The sequence below is a fragment of the Williamsia sp. 1138 genome, from assembly GCF_002095435.2.
In the GTDB taxonomy this organism is placed as follows: domain Bacteria; phylum Actinomycetota; class Actinomycetes; order Mycobacteriales; family Mycobacteriaceae; genus Williamsia.
The window spans coordinates 82,838-98,815 of sequence record NZ_MJEJ02000050.1; the positions used below are offsets into that span (position 1 = coordinate 82,838).

Here is a 15,978-nt window from a genome sequence, read left to right on the forward strand (position 1 = left end):
CGCGCAGGAGTACCCATGGGCTTTCGGGGCGATGCAGCAATCGTTGGGTACACCGAGCTGCCACCGCAGAAAATATCGACCCGGACGCCTCGCTTCACGCTGGAACAGTGGGCCACGCTGTCTGCCTCGGCGATCGCCGATGCAGGGCTGACCGGGATCGAGATCGACGGCATCGTCACCTCGACCCTGCTCGAATCGGAGATGTTCGTCCCCTCGACCATTGCTGAATACCTCGGCGCGCGAGTCAATTTCGCAGAGGTGGTCGACCTCGGCGGTGCCTCGGCGGCAGCGATGGTCTGGCGGGCGGCCGCCGCCGTCGAACTCGGTATCTGTCAGGCCGTGCTGTGCGTGCTCCCTGCCGACTACGGTGTCCCCCACTCACCCAAGAAGCCTCTCCCCGACAGCCTCACCGACATCCTGCTCTACGGATCGTCGTCCAACCGGTTCGGTTCTCCGCAGGCCGAGTTCGACATCCCCTTCGGCAACCTCGGCCAGAACGGTCCCTACGGTCAGATCGCGCAGCTCTACGGTTCGGTCTACGGCTATGACGAGCGCGCGCTCGCGAAGATCGTGGTCGATCAACGAGTGAATGCGAACCACACGCCCGACGCGATCTTCTACGACAAGCCACTGACCATCGAGGACGTCCTCGCCAGTCCGGTGATCGCCGACCCGCTGCACCGGCTCGAGATCGTCATGCCCTGCTCGGGTGGCGCTGCGGTGCTGGTCACATCCTCGGACGTGGCGCGGCGTTCCAAGAACCGGCCGGTCTGGATCAAGGGATTCGGCGAGCACGTCGCGTACAAGACTCCGACCTACGCCCAGGATCTGCTGCAGACGCCCATCACCCATGCCGCCGACTCCGCCTTCGACATGAGCCAGCTCGACCGTTCCGACATGGACATGGTGTCGATCTACGACTGCTACACCATCACCGTGCTGATGAGTCTCGAAGACGCCGGGTTCTGCGAGAAGGGCAAGGGGATGGAGTTCGTGAACTCCCATGACCTCACGTTCCGTGGCGATTTCCCGCTCAACACCGCGGGCGGTCAGCTCGGATTCGGCCAAGCGGGACTCGCCGGCGGTATGCACCACGTCTGCGACGCCACCCGTCAGATCATGGGCCGGTCCGGCGAAGCTCAAGTGCCCGACTGCAATCGGGCCTTCGTGTCCGGCAACGGCGGCGTGATGGGCGAGCAAACCACCCTGGTCCTGCAGGGCGACTAGAAAGCGTGAACGCCATGACATTCACCCCACCCATGCCGGTGAAGACACCGGTGAGTGCGCCCTTCTGGGATGCGCTGCTCGAGCACCGGATCCGTATCCAGTACTCGCCGTCTCTCGAGAACTACGTGTTCTATCCGCGAATCCTGGCGCCCGGAACCCTCGCGGACGATCTCGAATGGCGCGAGATCTCCGGCGAGGGAACGTTGTACACCTTCACCGTCGCCCGCAAGCCGGTGTCGCCGCACTTCGCGAACTCGGTCCCGCAGCTGCTGGCCGTCGTGCAGTGGGACGAAGGTCCGCGGTTGTCGACGGAGATCGTCAACGCCGACCCCTCCGAGCTACACATCGGCATGCGGGTGCGGCCGGTGTTCTTCGACCACCCCGAGGACGAGGTCACCCTGCTCCGATACGAGCCCGCTCGATAGCCGGTGTCTCAGTCCGGAACCGGAACCGGCTCGAGAAGTTCGGACCGGGACTCCGGCGCGGCCGCGCGGAGGGCGTCGGCAGACTCGTCGTCCGGCTGGCGTTGGGACGAGACCTCGGCCTCGACACGCGCCAGGTAGGTCTCGATCTCGAACTCCTTCTTCTCGGTGTCCCAGTCGAGCAGCGGCGCAACGAGTTCGGCCACCTCCCTGGCCGAGTTCACACCGCGATCGGGGTACTCGATGGCGATCCTGGTCCGGCGGGCGAGTACGTCTTCGAGGTGCAGCGCCGCCTCGCTGACCACGGCGTAGACGACCTCGACCCGTAGGTATTGCGGCGCGGCGGCCAGAGGTTGGAGCAGGCTCTCGTCTTTCTTCGCGTACGCGAGCACCTCGTCGATCATCGACCCGTAACGGTTCAGGAGTCGGCGAATCCGATACGGGTGCAATCCGAATCGCTGACCGAGTTGATCGCACTGGTTGATGAGGGCGTGATAGCCCTCGGCCCCTGCCAGCGGAACCTTGTCGGTGACAGACGGCGCGACCCGCACGGGGATGAAGTCGGTGATGGCGTCCACCGCGTCGGCGGCCATCACCCGGTACGTCGTGTACTTGCCGCCCGCGATGGCCACCAGCCCCGGTGCGACCTCAGCGACCGCATGCTCGCGGGACAGCTTCGACGTCTCGTCGTTCTCACCGGCGAGCAGCGGCCGAAGGCCCGCATAGACGCCTTCGATGTCGTCATGACCGAGTGGCGTCACCAGCACCTCGTTGACGCGCTCGAGGATGTAGTCGATGTCAGCCCGAGTGGCCGCCGGGTGCGCGAGGTCGAGGTTCCAGTCGGTGTCGGTGGTGCCGATGATCCAGTGTGTCTCCCAGGGGATCACGAACAGCACGGACTTCGGGGTACGCAGGATGATCGCTGATTCGCTCATGATCCGGTCGCGCGGGACCACGATGTGCACGCCCTTCGAGGCACGGACCCTAAAACGGCCACGCTGCTTCGACAGTGCCTGGATCTCATCTGTCCAGACGCCCGAGGCATTGATGACGCAGTGACCGCGAACTTCCGCGGTGTCGCCGGTCTCGGTGTCGCGGACTCGCACCCCACTGACGCGGTCGGCCTCCCGCAGGAAGGCGGTGACCTGCGTCGACGTACGAATGACCGCACCATAATGCGATGCGGTGCGGGCGACCGTCAAGGTGTGGCGGGCATCGTCGACGACGGTGTCGTAGTAGGTGATACCGCCCGAGAGTGAGTTGCGTTTGAGGGCTGGAGCGATGCGCAGTGCGCCCGAGCGGGTCACATGTCGTTGACCCGGGACCGATTTGGCGCCGCCCAGCGAGTCGTAGAGGAACAGGCCGGCAGCCACGTACGGCCGCTCCCACACCCGGTGGGTCAACGGATAAAGGAAAGGCAGCGGCTTGACCAGGTGAGGTGCCAACGTGCTCAGGGACAACTCGCGCTCGTGCAGGGCTTCGCGAACCAGCCCGAACTCGAGCTGCTCGAGGTAGCGCAGACCACCGTGGAACATCTTCGATGAACGACTCGACGTGCCGGACGCGATGTCGCGGGCTTCGACCAGCGCGACGCGTAGACCGCGGGTCGCGGCGTCCAGCGCGGTACCCACCCCGACGATGCCACCACCTACCACGACCACGTCGAACTGCTCAGTCGACAGTCGCTGCCAGGCATTGTCCCGATAGCGAGGGCCGAGGTCAGCTGGTCGGTCCGGGTCGAATGCAGACGCACTCATCGCAATCTCCTCTGGTCACAGGTGATGTGCCGTGCCGCGAACCACGTTACCCGCTGGTAACTAGTCGGTCAGGGTGAGCGATCCCGGTGTGCCCGGTTTCGCCGGATCGGCAGCGGTGTCGTGGGAAACTCGACTACGTGACCAACAGCACCGGCTACATCGCCGCCATCGATCAGGGAACCACGTCGACGCGCTGCATGATCTTCGATCATTCCGGCAACGTCGTCAGTTCGGAACAGGTGGAACACGAGCAGATCTTCCCGAAGGCCGGGTGGGTCGAGCACGACGGCGTCGAGATCTGGCGCAACACCCGACGTGTCGTCGCGGCCGCGCTGGCGTCGGAGGACCTGCAGACCGCCGACATCAAAGCGTTGGGTATCACGAATCAACGTGAGACGACCCTGGTGTGGGACAGGTCCACCGGCGAGCCGATCCACAACGCCATCGTGTGGCAGGACACCAGGACCGCGAAACTGTGCGAGGAGTTGGCCGGCGACGAGGGCGCGGGACGCTATCAGCAGCGCACCGGGCTGCCGCTGTCGACCTACTTCGCGGGACCGAAGATCCGGTGGCTGCTCGACAATGTCGAGGGTGCCCGCGATCGCGCCGAAGCCGGTGAATTGTGCTTCGGGACAATGGACAGCTGGCTGGTGTGGAACATGACGGGCGGCCCCGATGGCGGACGCCATCTCACCGACGTCACCAACGCCTCGCGCACGATGCTGATGGATCTGGAGACCCTCGCATGGGATGAGGACATCTGCCGGGAGATGCAGATCCCCACCAGTCTGCTCCCTGAGATCTGCAGTTCGTCGCAGGTCTACGGAAAGGTGCGCGAGCGGGGGCGGCTCGCGGACGTACCGATCGCGGGGATCCTGGGCGATCAGCAGGCCGCGACGTTCGGGCAGGCGTGTCTGGAACCGGGCGAAGCCAAGAACACCTACGGCACAGGCAATTTCCTTCTGCTCAACACGGGCGAAGAGGTGGTGCACAGCAGTCACGGTTTGTTGACGACGGTCTGCTACCAGATCGGCGACCGGAAACCGATCTACGCTCTGGAGGGGTCGATTGCCGTCACCGGTTCACTCATCCAGTGGTTGCGCGACAACCTCGGTCTGATCAACTCCTCCAGCGATATCGAAGAGACCGCCAAACTCGTTGACGACAACGGCGGCGTGTATTTCGTGCCGGCGTTTTCTGGTTTGTTCGCGCCCCGGTGGCGTCCGGATGCCCGCGGGGTGATCGTCGGGCTGACGAGGTTCGTGACGAAGGGGCACATCGCCCGAGCTGCGCTGGAGGCCACAGCCTTTCAGACACGAGAAGTCATCGAAGCGATGCAGGCGGACTCAGGCGTGGAGTTGTCGACGTTGAAGGTCGACGGCGGCATGGTGGTCAACGAGATGCTCATGCAGTTCCAGTCGGACATCCTCGGCGTTCCGGTCGTGCGGCCCGTCGTGAACGAGACCACTGCCCTCGGAGCCGCGTACGCGGCAGGTCTTGCCGTCGGATACTGGGAGAGCGAACAAGAGATCCGCGACAACTGGGCGCAGGACAAGCAGTGGGATCCGGCGATGGACGCCGATGACCGCGACGCCCGGTTCGCCGAATGGAACACAGCGGTCGAGCGCAGCTACAACCTGGCATGAGCCCTGCGGCCGGTCATGTCCGGCTGGGGGTGTCGTTGTTGTCAGAATTGTTGTCATCACGACGGTCGTTGTCGCGGTTGTCGGTCGGCGCATCGAGGTTCATCGGCGTCACGTCCGCGGCGCTGGTGTCGACGGGTCGGGCCCAATCGCCGAGAACCGGAGGACCAACCAGCGGCAAAGGCCCGATCATCTCCTCAGCATTCTCCCTGGTGTGCAGATAGGACGCCGCTCGGTGTTCGCCGTTGGCGTCGCGACCGCCTCGTCCGGCTCCGCCGGGTGGGACCATCGGGGAGCCGCCACGCGTGGATGTTGCCGGGCCGGATCCCGGCGCTGCGCCGGTTCCGGCCGACGGTGTCGCGAGCGGAGTGATCGGCCGTCGGGCAAGCGGATTCGGCTCTGATCCGGCGCCGCCGATACCGCCCGCGCCACCTGCGCGCCCGCCGCCTCCACCACCGGAGCCACTGCCACCGGAGCCGTTGCCACCGCCGGTGCCGGCACGACTACCGAGCCCGCTCCCCGACTGGCCGCGAGCCGAGTTCAGCGCCGCATTGGTGGTGCCCGCCCCTGTTCCGCCGGCAGGGATGGGACTTCCGAATGCACCGTTCAGGGGGCCGGATCCCGGGCCCTCGGCGTCCGCGGCCGTCGTTTGCGCTGGGTTACCCAGGGACAGCGGGACGTCTCCGGCTGGGTCTCCACCGTACGAGATCTGCCCGGCACCCGGGCCGCCGGGTCCGCCCGGCCCACCCGGTCCTTGTGGTCCGCCGCCACCGGCCAACCCGCCGACGAGTCCCGAGTTGTTGTCACCTGAGCCGCTGCCGCCCGCACCAGTACCTGCGGTGGAGGTGTTGATCGGCTGGAAATCACCGCCCAACTGCGGGAGGGGCGGTGCCGAGTATTCCGGCATTGCGCTGTTCGCGCCGATCACAGGATTGCTGTAGACGTCCGTCATGGTCTTGGCGAGTTGTTGCTGTTGCTGAAAGCGCTCTGCCGCACTTTGGCTGGTGCCAAACTCGGCATCCAGATCAGCGACGCTCCCCTGAGTCGACGACAGGATGGACGAAATCGCACTGATCTGATCGGCAATCTTGATTCCGACAGCCGCCGAGTCATCCATGTGCCTGATACCGGCGATCGTCGCATGCCGCGACCCGGTGACAGATTCACCATGGAAATCACCCTCGGGGTACAGCGCAGCAAGCTTGGCGTAGTACATATCCGCAGCGAGGGTGATGCGAGATGCAATCAGGCGAATGGCCTCAGCGTCCGCGCTTGCCGAACTCGGGTCCATTCCGGCGCAGATGCGCTTCATCTCATCGATCGCATGACTGATCCAGTCCGTCTGACCTATGCCCTTAGGCGCCATACTGTCCCCCGATTCTCACGGTCAGCGTCTCCGCCAGCGCTTGACTGAGTCTGGAGTCTATGACATCCGCCGCTCAGAAGGCTGGCTGACGTCACTCAGGAATTTTGTCTATGTAGGCGCTGGTGAAATCGATGGCGAGTTTGCATGTATCAATCGTCGTTCCCTTGGCAGACGTCGAAGGAATGATATGGGTAACGACCGCCGCAGAGCCCGATTGAACGTATGTTGAACACGCCTTCGAAGTTCCGTGGACCAGTGAAAAGAACCCAACCACTCTGTCTTCAACCGCGAAGTCTGAGTGCCAGTCATTCTCAATGGTGCCCCTCTTGTAGGCCTCAAGGGATTGCGAATTAGTCACCAACTGGCTCATAGAAAAAGAGTCAGGCATGGTCCAACTGCATCCTCGTATTCCTTGACCGTTCACTAACGCAGCGTCTTCTATCTCCCGCGGATCCACCTGAAATCGGCGCAACTCCTCGTCAGAGAAAGCGACGCAGGGCTCGTACGAAGTACCATCATTCGACGGGTTCCATCGGTTGGGAAAACGATTCTCGAATGGCAAGCTGACTGGTGTAGCCGCCGTTGAGGTAGGTGTCGCGCTGGTACTCCCCAAAAGTTCGGCGGGTACTGCACGCGTATCGGTTGTATCTACCTGACAAGCAATTAGTAGAGGAAGAAGAGCGAGAGCAAGAAGAATCCTACGACGCATCGTGGTAGTCGTTTGTCGATTCCAGATCAGCCGAACTCAAACTCGCCTTTGCTAAACGGCATTGCGTGGCAAGAGACCGCATGTAGTCCGATTCAGACTTAATGGCGCCGGAGAAGGAGCTGACTCCGCCGTCAGCGAGGACCATCCGAAGGTTCTCGATCGTCCCGATACCCTCTGCACATTCGCCAGCCCAATTTGTGGTCAAAATGTTCGCCAGGCTCTCGTGCTCCTCGTCAAGCGCCTTCGCGAACACCTCCGCCGCCTCAGCCAGTGCGTCCCACTGCTCGTTGGTGAACTTCACTTCATCAGTCACGACTCCCCCTCGCTCGAACCCCTGCGATACACCCCACGCCAGAGATAGGACGTTAGCGGATCGCGATCGGTTCCAACAGACAGCACTGAGCGCGACACCAGAAACGTTCTGATGCCGTGCTCAGTGCTGGTGGGCTTTATCAGCCCTGCTCAGGCGGGTCGGCGGCCTTGCCACCATGGCTGCCATCATCGCTGCCGCCGTCGTCAGGCGGGGTGGGCGGTGGTGGGAGTTGGAGTTGGTCTTCGCGTTCTTCGAGTGCCGCTTGGCGCTGGGCGAGGATCTCGATCCAGGCTGCTTCGATGCTCTCGTTGACGTGATGGGCCCGGTTGACCCGGGGTTTTTGCTCCGGATCGACGTAGACCGGTGGTATCCATGCCACCCGGCCTGTGTCGGGTCCTTCGGTGATCATCACTGTCGCCCATTTGCCGGGCCCAATCATCCGGTGATGCGGCACGCAGGCCGGGGTCAGGGAGTCGATATCGGTCAGGCCACCGTCGATCCACGCCAGCACGTGATGGAACTCGGCCCACGTCGCGGGCATCCGGCAGCCCGAAAAGCTACATCCCCGATCGCGGGCGATGATCGCCAACCTCTGCTCGAGTTGCGCGACCCGTTTGGCCCGCGCGAAGTACAGCACCGCCGCCGAATGGTTCTCGAACACCGCCAGCGACTTGTCCGATCGCGCCGCCAGATCCAGCAGATCCTTGACGGGGATGTCGACCCCGGACGCCGTGGTCGCGACCCCCGCCGCCTCCTCGAGTTGCTGCTTGGTGAGGTTGACGATGATCTGCACCGGCAACCCTCGATGGGATTTTCCGAGCAGGTTGCATTCGAGAATGGTCTTCAGGATCGCTTTGAGTGCGTCGTGGCGCCGCTGCCCGAGGCTGCGGGTGTCGCGTTGGGCGGCGGCCTCGATCAACTGCCCGTCCTGGGCGGGGTCGTCTATCGCACCCGATGGGCTGTCCGGGTCGGCCGGATTGTTCATCCCCGGCGCCGCCCACACATCCATCACCGTCTCGAGCATCGCGTACGTCTGCGGATCAAGCCGACCGGTGACGGTGGCCATGAAGTCCACACCTTGCGACCCTTTGGTGAACGTGCGTTTGCGGGCGCGATCGGCATCATCGGTCAACGACCCATCTGGATCGACCCGCGCGAGGATGTCGCGGCCCGACTCTTTGAGCTCGGTCGGGTCTTTGTCCCTGGCATCGTCAGACATCCACTGGTCGACCACATCGAACACATCCGGACCGGCTTTCGATGGGATCTCCTTGCGCACATCCAAGATCACCCCGACATGGGCAAACCCGATCGCACCCTCCGCCCACGCGCGGGCCGTCGCTGGGCACTTCGCCGGCAGCTGCTCACCCTGCAAGGTATGGAACTTCGCGACCGCTTCCATCGCCCTCGTCCGCTCACCGGTCGCGCCCTTGCTCAGCCGCAACTCCTTGCGCGCGAACCCGAACAACGACGGATACCCCGCCTTGACGAACGACGACCGATCGGAGACCTCCAACAGCCGATCAAGCCCAACGAACTCCAACTTCCGGGAAATTCGTTCATGCACCCGCACAAGCTCATTGAGCTGAACATCATCAAGATCAGACGAACCCGCGTCAGCAATCTCCGCCAACAACACTTCCAGCTCGAGATACTTACCGACCAGGACAGGGACAACCGGTAAATCAGTAGACGAAGAGTCAGCCATCCGAAGTCCCCCCCAGACCCTCGATCGAACGCTTTCTCCAATCATAGCAACACTTTTCGACTCTGACGAATGCTTGTTCGAGTCGTTCCGTTCACATAGTTCGCGCCACCCACACACATACGCGCCACCTACAACCGGCGCGAACGTACGCAAGTGGCGCGAATTTGTCAGTGCGACAAATCCTCTCGGTTCGAAGCCGCGACGGCGACCGCCAGCCGACGCACACCCTCGACGAGCTCTTCGGGCGTCAGCGTTGCAAAGCTCAACCGTAGGCAGTCGCTGAAATCAGCTTCCACACCAAATGCCGCTCCAGGAACGAAGGCGACCCCGGCCGCCACCGCATGCAACAGCAATCCCGAGGTGTCGACCCCAGGCATGCGCACCCAACAGAACATCCCGCCTTCCGGCTCGGCGAACGTCACCCGTTCGCCGAATGTGCCTCGCAGCACTGACGCCAAAGCCGCTGCCCGCGAACCGTACTCCTGCCGAATGACACCGACGTGTTCAGCGAACCACGTCTGGTCACCCAGCAGTTCCGCGACAACCAACTGACTGAATGTGGACCCGCACAGATCGGCGCCTTGGCGTAGGCGCTCCACCAAACGGATCACGTCGGGCGGGCCGCTCATCCATCCCACCCGCAGCGCAGGTGCCAACACCTTCGAGGCGCTACCCAGCAGAACCACCCGATCACTGTGCGCAGCAATAGGTTCGATGCCTTGTCCTGTGAACCTGAGCTGTCCGTACGGGTCGTCCTCGATGATCAGGAAACCGTATTCTTCTGCCAGCCGCGCCAGCTCGATCCGCGTCGATTCGGACGTCGACACACCCGCCGGGTTGTGGAAGTTGCTCACCGTATGGATGATCCGTGGCCGTTCGCCGGCTTCGAGCCATCGGCGCAACAACTCGACGTCGACACCGTGCGCAGTGATCGGCAGAGCTCGTATCCGAGCTCGCACCGACTGGAAGACCTGCAACGCACCGACATACACGGGATCATCGACCACCACCAGGTCGCCGGGGTTCAGCAGAGCGTGCGCCAGCAAGAACAGCGCCTGCTGCGATCCGTGGGTCAACAGCACCTGCTCCACATCGCGCGATCCGACATAGTCGGCCACGACCTCACGGCACGACATCACGCCGGCGCTCACCGTGTATTGCAGTGAGGCCGGATCGGCACTCACACGGGCCGCGGTGTCAGAGATCCGCTGCGCCGGAATCAGTTCCGTCGCCGGCAGACCACCGGCCAGGCTCAGGACGTCCGGCCGCTCGGTCAGTTTCAACAGATCACGGATGGCCGAGCCGCGGATGTTGGCCACTGCGTGGGACGGCGCATATGCAGAATCAAGGATCATCACAACCACACTCCAGAAGAAGACGACGGGAATTACGACAGGAGGTGATGAGTGTGGTCACCGAACAACGGCTCAGGTGTACGCCGCTACTGCAAGTAGGCTAACCCCAGCTGCTCGAAGTATGAAATGACTATCCCACCAGCTGGGATTCGCGAGTGAACCACAAAATACGCGCCACTAGCACGCGTACGCGCCGGTTGTACCTGGCGCGAACGCCGGCAGGTGGCGCGAATTTGTTGGCGGACCGACCTCAGTCCAGGTCGTCGTGCCGAACCAGCTGCCGCGCGGCCTCGGTCACCGATCCGGACAGGGAGGGGTATACCGAGAACGTCTGCGCCAGGTCGCTCACCATCAGCTTGTTCTGCACGGACAACGCGATAGGCAGGATCAGTTCGGACGCGTTGGGTGCGACCACGACTCCACCGATCACCACACCGGTCGCGGGCCGACAGAAGATCTTGACGAATCCCCGTCGCAGACCACTCATCTTGGCGCGTGGGTTAGTAGCCAACGGCAGCATTACGGTCCTCGCCGGGTATTCGCCGGAGTCGATGGCCGCCTGGGTCACGCCGACGGTGGCGATCTCTGGACGAGTGAAGATCGCCGACGCGACTGTTTTGAGCTTGATCGGGGTCACGCCCTCACCGAGCGAGTGGTACATCGCGATACGTCCCTGCATCGCCGCAACCGACGCCAGCGGCAGCAGTCCCGTGCAGTCGCCGGCTGCGTAGATCCCCGGGATCGATGTCCGCGACACCCGGTCGACCTGGAGGTATCCACCGCGCGCCAATTCGATGCCCACAGCTTCCAGGCCCAGTCCGCTGGTGTTCGGCACTGAACCCACCGTCATCAGACAGTGAGAGCCCTCCACCGTCCGCCCGTCGGCGAGATGCACGATCACGCCGTCGGTGGTCCGCTCGACCCGGTCGGCGCGGGCATGCTTGACGAGCTTGACGCCACGCTCGGCGAGCACGTCCTCGAGAACCAGCGCTGCATCCTCGTCTTCGCCGGGCAGAACCCGGTCCCGACTGGACACCATCGTCACCTGCACGCCGAGCTCGGTGTAGGCGTGCACGAACTCGGCACCGGTCACGCCGGAGCCGACGACGACGAGGTGCTCAGGGAAGTCGTTCAGGTCGTACATCTGCCGCCAGTTCAGAATTCGCTCGCCGTCCGGCTCGGCACCGGGGACGACACGCGGCGACGCGCCGGTGGCGACCAACACCACATCCGCCTCGAGGATCTCCTCGGGGCCATCGGTGCCGTCCAGCTCGAACGGGGTTGCCACCACGCGGTGCCTGGCGGCGAACCCGACCTCGGGTTCGGTCAGCCGACCCCGCCCGTGGATGATCCGCACGCCTTCGGTGAGGAGCCTGGACCGGATGTCCGCGGACTGCGCGAAAGCAAGGTCGCGGACGCGTTCGTGAATCTGCGGCAGCGACACCAGCGCGCCGTCGTACTTCAGGTTGATCCCCAGGTCAACAGCTCTGCGCACCTCGGTTCGGATCCCCGCCGAGGCGATGAACGTCTTCGACGGAACGCAGTCCCACAGCACACAGGCACCGCCCATGGCGTCGCTGTCGACCACGGTGATGTCGGCGCCGTAGCTGGCCGCGGCGAGGGCCGCTTCGTAGCCGGCCGGTCCTCCGCCGATGATCACGATCTTTGTCATTTCAGGTCAACTCCCTGGGGTGTCGGATGGGCCTGATGGGCTGTCGGCGGGGGTGTCGCCACGTGTCGAATCTAGTCGATCACCCTTCCCGCTTTCCCGATGGGGAGCAGACCATCTAGGCTCCTCCCGTGCCGATTTATGCCGCGTACGGATCAAACATGCACCCCGAGCAGATGCTCGAGCGGGCTCCACACTCGCCGATGGCGGGAACAGGGTGGCTGTACGGATGGCGGCTGACCTTCGGCGGCGGTGACATCGGCTGGGAAGGCGCCCTCGCCACGGTCACCGAGGACCGTGACGATCCCGACGCCCGCGTGTTCGTGGTGCTCTACGACGTCACCGAGGACGACGAGGGCAGCCTGGACCGCTGGGAGGGATCCGAGCTCGAGATCCACCGCAAGATCCGGGCCCGCATCCACACCGCGAACGGCCCGGTCCTGGCATGGCTGTACGTGCTCGACGCGTTCGAGGGCGGTCTGCCCTCGGCCAGGTATCTCGGAGTGATGGCCGAGGCCGCAGAAATCGCCGGCGCCCCGGACGACTACGTCCATCAACTCCGTCTCCGCGAATCCCGGAATGTCGGTCCCGGCCCAGAATCTCCCTCAGCGGAGTCCTGATCTATCGGGCGTGCAACCCCGCCTGTAAGACGACCCCCGCGAGCGTCCTCACCCCGACGGCCAACGCCCGTTCGTCGAGGTCGAAGTTCGGTTGGTGCAGGTCGACCTGCGGACCGTGCCCACTCCACACGCCCAACCGCGCCATCGCTCCAGGAACGTTCTCGAGGTACCAGGAGAAGTCCTCACCCCCACCCGATTGCGGTGTGTCCGCCAGCGCGTTCGGTCCCACGGAAGCGATTGCCTGACTGAGTAGTTCGGTCGAAACCGCATCGTTGACCACCGGTGGCACACCGCGCTTGTATATCAGGTCGTAGCGAACGCTCAGCGGCGCGAGCAACCCCGCGATGATCTCGCGCACCAGCGGTTCGAGCAACGCCCACGTCGCGTGGTCCCCGGTGCGGACGGTGCCGCGCAGACGGCCCTCCTGCGGGATCGCATTGGGTGCGTCGCCGGCGTTCGCTGCGCCCCACACCATCACCGTGCTGGTCCGCGGATCGATCCGGCGGGACAAGACACCCGGCAGCCCGGTGATCACCGTCCCCATGGCGTAGACCAGATCAGCGGTCAGATGTGGTCGCGACGTGTGTCCACCCGGCGAATGCAGCACCACCTCGACGTGGTCGGCGGCCGAGGTGATCGGGCCCGCGCGCAGTCCGACCTTGCCCACCTCGAGCTTCGGGTCGCAGTGCAGCGCATAGAACTGCGAGACCCCCCTGGTGACGCCCGCGGTCACCGCGTCGAGCGCTCCACCGGGCATCACTTCCTCGGCTGCCTGGAACACCAATCGCACGCCGATGGGCAGGTCTCCGATCGACGCCAATGCCTTGGCGACGCCGAGCAGGATAGCGGTGTGCCCGTCATGCCCACACGCGTGCGAGACACCCTCCACGGTGGACGAGAACGGAAGCCCCGTCAGCTCGGCGATCGGTAGCGCATCCATGTCTGCCCGGAGGCCGACGAGCGGACCTGCCGGCCCGATGTCGCATACGACTCCGACACCTTGCGGGAGAACACGTGGCGACAACCCGGCCTTGAGCAGCTCGTCGACCACCACCTGGGTCGTTCGCAGCTCACCCCGGGACAGTTCCGGGTGCACATGGAAATCCCGGCGCCAGGCCACCAACTGCGCGCTGTTCTCTCCGATCCAGTTGTCCAGCTCTTTCAGAAAGCGTTCCGAATCCACCACTTGCCCACTCATCTTCTGCACACATTCATCGTTTTTTGCCCGCTGTCTGCGGTTGTCCACCCGTTCGTTGTTCGTGCTCCTGCAGCAACTCGTCTCGCAACACCGGATCGAGCGCCGCGTGCACCGCAGTCGCGGTCAGTGCCACCGCCCCGTCGACGACGGCCCGATCTGCCGACCCCGACGCCGCGGCAGCCGCGAACTCGATCTCGTGCGTCCCGGCGCCACCGCTGTCTATCCCGATCAGCGGGTGGATCACCGGCATCGCGTGACTGACATTGCCCATGTCCGTACTCCCGAGAGGCCGAACCCCTTCGAGGCCGGTCGGTATCACGGGCCTGCCGAGTTCGGCGATCGCTTCACGATAGGCAGACAACAATCGGGAATCCTGCCGCAGTTCGAGATAGGTCGGTGACACCGTCGCGACTTCGTAGGAACATCCGGTCGCCACCGCACCAGCCGCGAAGCATCCCTCGGCACGTTCACGCAGATCATCGAGCGACAGCTGGTCACGTGCTCTGAGGTAGTACAGCAGTTCACTGTGTCCGGCAACGATATTCGGGGCGCGACCACCATCGCTGACGATGCCGTGCAGTTGCTGACCGGATTTCAGGTGCTGGCGCAACAGCCCCAGCGACACCTGCGCGACCGTCAAGGCGTCTGCCGCGTTGCGGCCACGCTCGGGAGCGGCGGCAGCATGGGATTCGAGGCCGGTGTAGCGGATCGCCAGATCGGCGAGTGCAAGTGAACTGGCGGCGATCTCATCCGCGCGGCCGGGATGAACCATCATCGACATGGCCACCGGATCGAACACACCGGCCTCGGCCATCACGATCTTGCCACCACCGGTCTCCTCGGCGGGCGTACCCAGCACGAGCACGGTGATGCCCAGCTCATCGGCGATGTCGGCCAAACCGCGAGCGGCACCAACGGTCATCGCGGCGATCATGTTGTGCCCACAGGCGTGGCCCATCCCAGGGAGCGCGTCGTACTCCGCGCACAGACCAACGACCAGGTCTCCGGAGCCGTACGAGGCGGTGAACGCGGTGGGCAGATCGGCCACCGCCGGCGTCACCTCGAATCCGTACCCGGCGAGCAACTCGGACACCTTGGCCGCGCTGCGATGCTCTTCGAACGCCAACTCGGGTTCGGAATGCAATGAATGCGACAACTCGACCAGGTCACCGGCGACCGCGCGCACCGCGCGTTCGCCTTGCCGCCCGATGTGAGTCATCAGGTCATTCTCCCACTCCGCGCCTCACGTGTTCGGTTCGACTCAGCCGAGCAGCGACGGCGGCGTCGGCCGCTCGAGATCGGCCAGCAGCGGTGCCCGCAGACCCTTCTTGATCAGCGCGAGAGTGGGACCCGCGACGGACGCACGACCTGCGGCGATGTCTGCAGCAGCGGGCAGGAGCTGATCGATGTCCACAGCGTGCTCGACGATCCCGGCCCGGGCGGCGTCGGCGCCACCGTAGCGCCGACCGGTGGTCATCGCCTCGGTCACCGTCGCGTCGGGCACACGAACCCGCAGGAGCGAGGCCATGCCCGTCGTGAAGGGCATCCCGAGCAGGATCTCGGGAAGGGACCAGAACCCCCGCTCCGTGCGCATGATCCGATGGTCGGCGCACAGGGCCAGCATGGCCCCGGCCCCGAAGGCGTGTCCGTTGATGGCCGCGACCGTGGGGATGGGCAGGGTCAAGACGCGCACGTACAGCGCGTGGACGCGATCGAGGTAGGCGGGCAGCTTGTCACCGTTGGCCGCGATGTAGTCGACGTCGAGCCCGTTCGAGAAGAACTTCCCGGTGGCGGTGATCACGAGCGCACCCGGCGCGCTCTCGACGACCTGATCGAGCTGGGCGTTCACGGTGTCGAGCCAGTCGATCCCGAACCTGTTCTCCGGGTTCTTCTCGTCGAGTTCGGCGCCCTCAGCACCGAGATACAGGGTGTGTACAGCGTCATTGGTGGTCACGTACGGCATGGAGCGACCATATCGTCTTAAGGTTGTG

At 64.4% G+C, this 15,978-nt stretch carries 14 protein-coding genes; 4 read left to right on the forward strand and 10 right to left on the reverse strand.

From position 1 onward, the window contains the following. Positions 1 to 15 precede the first annotated feature (15 nt). Positions 16 to 1,227, forward strand: a complete 1,212-nt coding sequence (locus BH683_RS21295) for a thiolase family protein (RefSeq protein ID WP_084838287.1) — start codon at positions 16 to 18, stop codon at positions 1,225 to 1,227. A gap of 14 nt (positions 1,228 to 1,241) precedes the next feature. Continuing rightward, complete coding sequence (locus BH683_RS21300; RefSeq protein ID WP_084838288.1) at positions 1,242 to 1,652, forward strand: OB-fold domain-containing protein; 411 nt, start codon at positions 1,242 to 1,244, stop codon at positions 1,650 to 1,652. An 8-nt stretch (positions 1,653 to 1,660) separates the two neighbouring features. On the opposite strand, the gene glpD is transcribed toward BH683_RS21300, so the two are convergent. Further along, positions 1,661 to 3,406: a glycerol-3-phosphate dehydrogenase gene (gene glpD / locus BH683_RS21305; protein ID WP_084838289.1), complete on the reverse strand. Its 1,746-nt coding sequence runs from the start codon at positions 3,404 to 3,406 to the stop codon at positions 1,661 to 1,663. Positions 3,407 to 3,564: 158 nt separating this feature from the next. On the opposite strand from glpD, the gene glpK reads away from it, so the two are divergent. Continuing rightward, complete coding sequence (gene glpK, locus BH683_RS21310; protein ID WP_084838435.1) at positions 3,565 to 5,052, forward strand: glycerol kinase GlpK; 1,488 nt, start codon at positions 3,565 to 3,567, stop codon at positions 5,050 to 5,052. A gap of 13 nt (positions 5,053 to 5,065) precedes the next feature. Here the strand turns inward: glpK and BH683_RS21315 are convergent, their stop codons facing one another. The 6 genes from BH683_RS21315 to BH683_RS21340 form a co-directional block, all read right to left on the reverse strand. Then, a complete protein-coding gene (locus BH683_RS21315; RefSeq protein ID WP_084838290.1) occupies positions 5,066 to 6,361 on the reverse strand; it encodes a hypothetical protein in 1,296 nt (431 codons plus the stop codon). A gap of 145 nt (positions 6,362 to 6,506) precedes the next feature. Continuing rightward, the gene (locus tag BH683_RS21320) at positions 6,507 to 7,124 is read right to left on the reverse strand and encodes a DUF3558 family protein (RefSeq protein WP_084838291.1); all 618 of its coding nucleotides are present in this window, start codon (positions 7,122 to 7,124) and stop codon (positions 6,507 to 6,509) included. Further along, positions 7,114 to 7,437, reverse strand: a complete 324-nt coding sequence (locus BH683_RS21325) for a hypothetical protein (RefSeq protein ID WP_143696109.1) — start codon at positions 7,435 to 7,437, stop codon at positions 7,114 to 7,116. Before BH683_RS21325 ends, BH683_RS21320 begins: the two co-directional genes overlap by 11 nt. A 139-nt stretch (positions 7,438 to 7,576) precedes the next feature. After that, positions 7,577 to 9,004, reverse strand: a complete 1,428-nt coding sequence (locus BH683_RS21330; protein WP_168187093.1) for an HNH endonuclease signature motif containing protein — start codon at positions 9,002 to 9,004, stop codon at positions 7,577 to 7,579. 308 nt (positions 9,005 to 9,312) lie between these two features. Then, positions 9,313 to 10,500, reverse strand: coding sequence for a PLP-dependent aminotransferase family protein (locus BH683_RS21335; RefSeq protein WP_084838294.1), 1,188 nt, complete (start codon positions 10,498 to 10,500; stop codon positions 9,313 to 9,315). A gap of 250 nt (positions 10,501 to 10,750) precedes the next feature. After that, positions 10,751 to 12,172 (reverse strand): NAD(P)H-quinone dehydrogenase, encoded by a 1,422-nt coding sequence (locus BH683_RS21340; RefSeq protein ID WP_084838295.1) that lies wholly within the window; start codon positions 12,170 to 12,172, stop codon positions 10,751 to 10,753. Positions 12,173 to 12,300: 128 nt separating this feature from the next. On the opposite strand from BH683_RS21340, the gene BH683_RS21345 reads away from it, so the two are divergent. Further along, positions 12,301 to 12,789: a gamma-glutamylcyclotransferase gene (locus tag BH683_RS21345; protein WP_084838296.1), complete on the forward strand. Its 489-nt coding sequence runs from the start codon at positions 12,301 to 12,303 to the stop codon at positions 12,787 to 12,789. A gap of 1 nt (position 12,790) precedes the next feature. On the opposite strand, the gene BH683_RS21350 is transcribed toward BH683_RS21345, so the two are convergent. From BH683_RS21350 to BH683_RS21360, 3 genes are read right to left on the reverse strand one after another with little or no spacing between them, the layout of a single operon-like run. Next, positions 12,791 to 13,987 (reverse strand): M20 family metallopeptidase, encoded by a 1,197-nt coding sequence (locus BH683_RS21350; protein ID WP_084838436.1) that lies wholly within the window; start codon positions 13,985 to 13,987, stop codon positions 12,791 to 12,793. Positions 13,988 to 14,000: 13 nt separating this feature from the next. Next, positions 14,001 to 15,206, reverse strand: a complete 1,206-nt coding sequence (locus BH683_RS21355) for a M20 family metallopeptidase (protein WP_084838297.1) — start codon at positions 15,204 to 15,206, stop codon at positions 14,001 to 14,003. Between the two features lie 42 nt (positions 15,207 to 15,248). Continuing rightward, positions 15,249 to 15,950, reverse strand: a complete 702-nt coding sequence (locus tag BH683_RS21360; RefSeq protein WP_084838298.1) for an enoyl-CoA hydratase/isomerase family protein — start codon at positions 15,948 to 15,950, stop codon at positions 15,249 to 15,251. Positions 15,951 to 15,978: the final 28 nt, after the last annotated feature.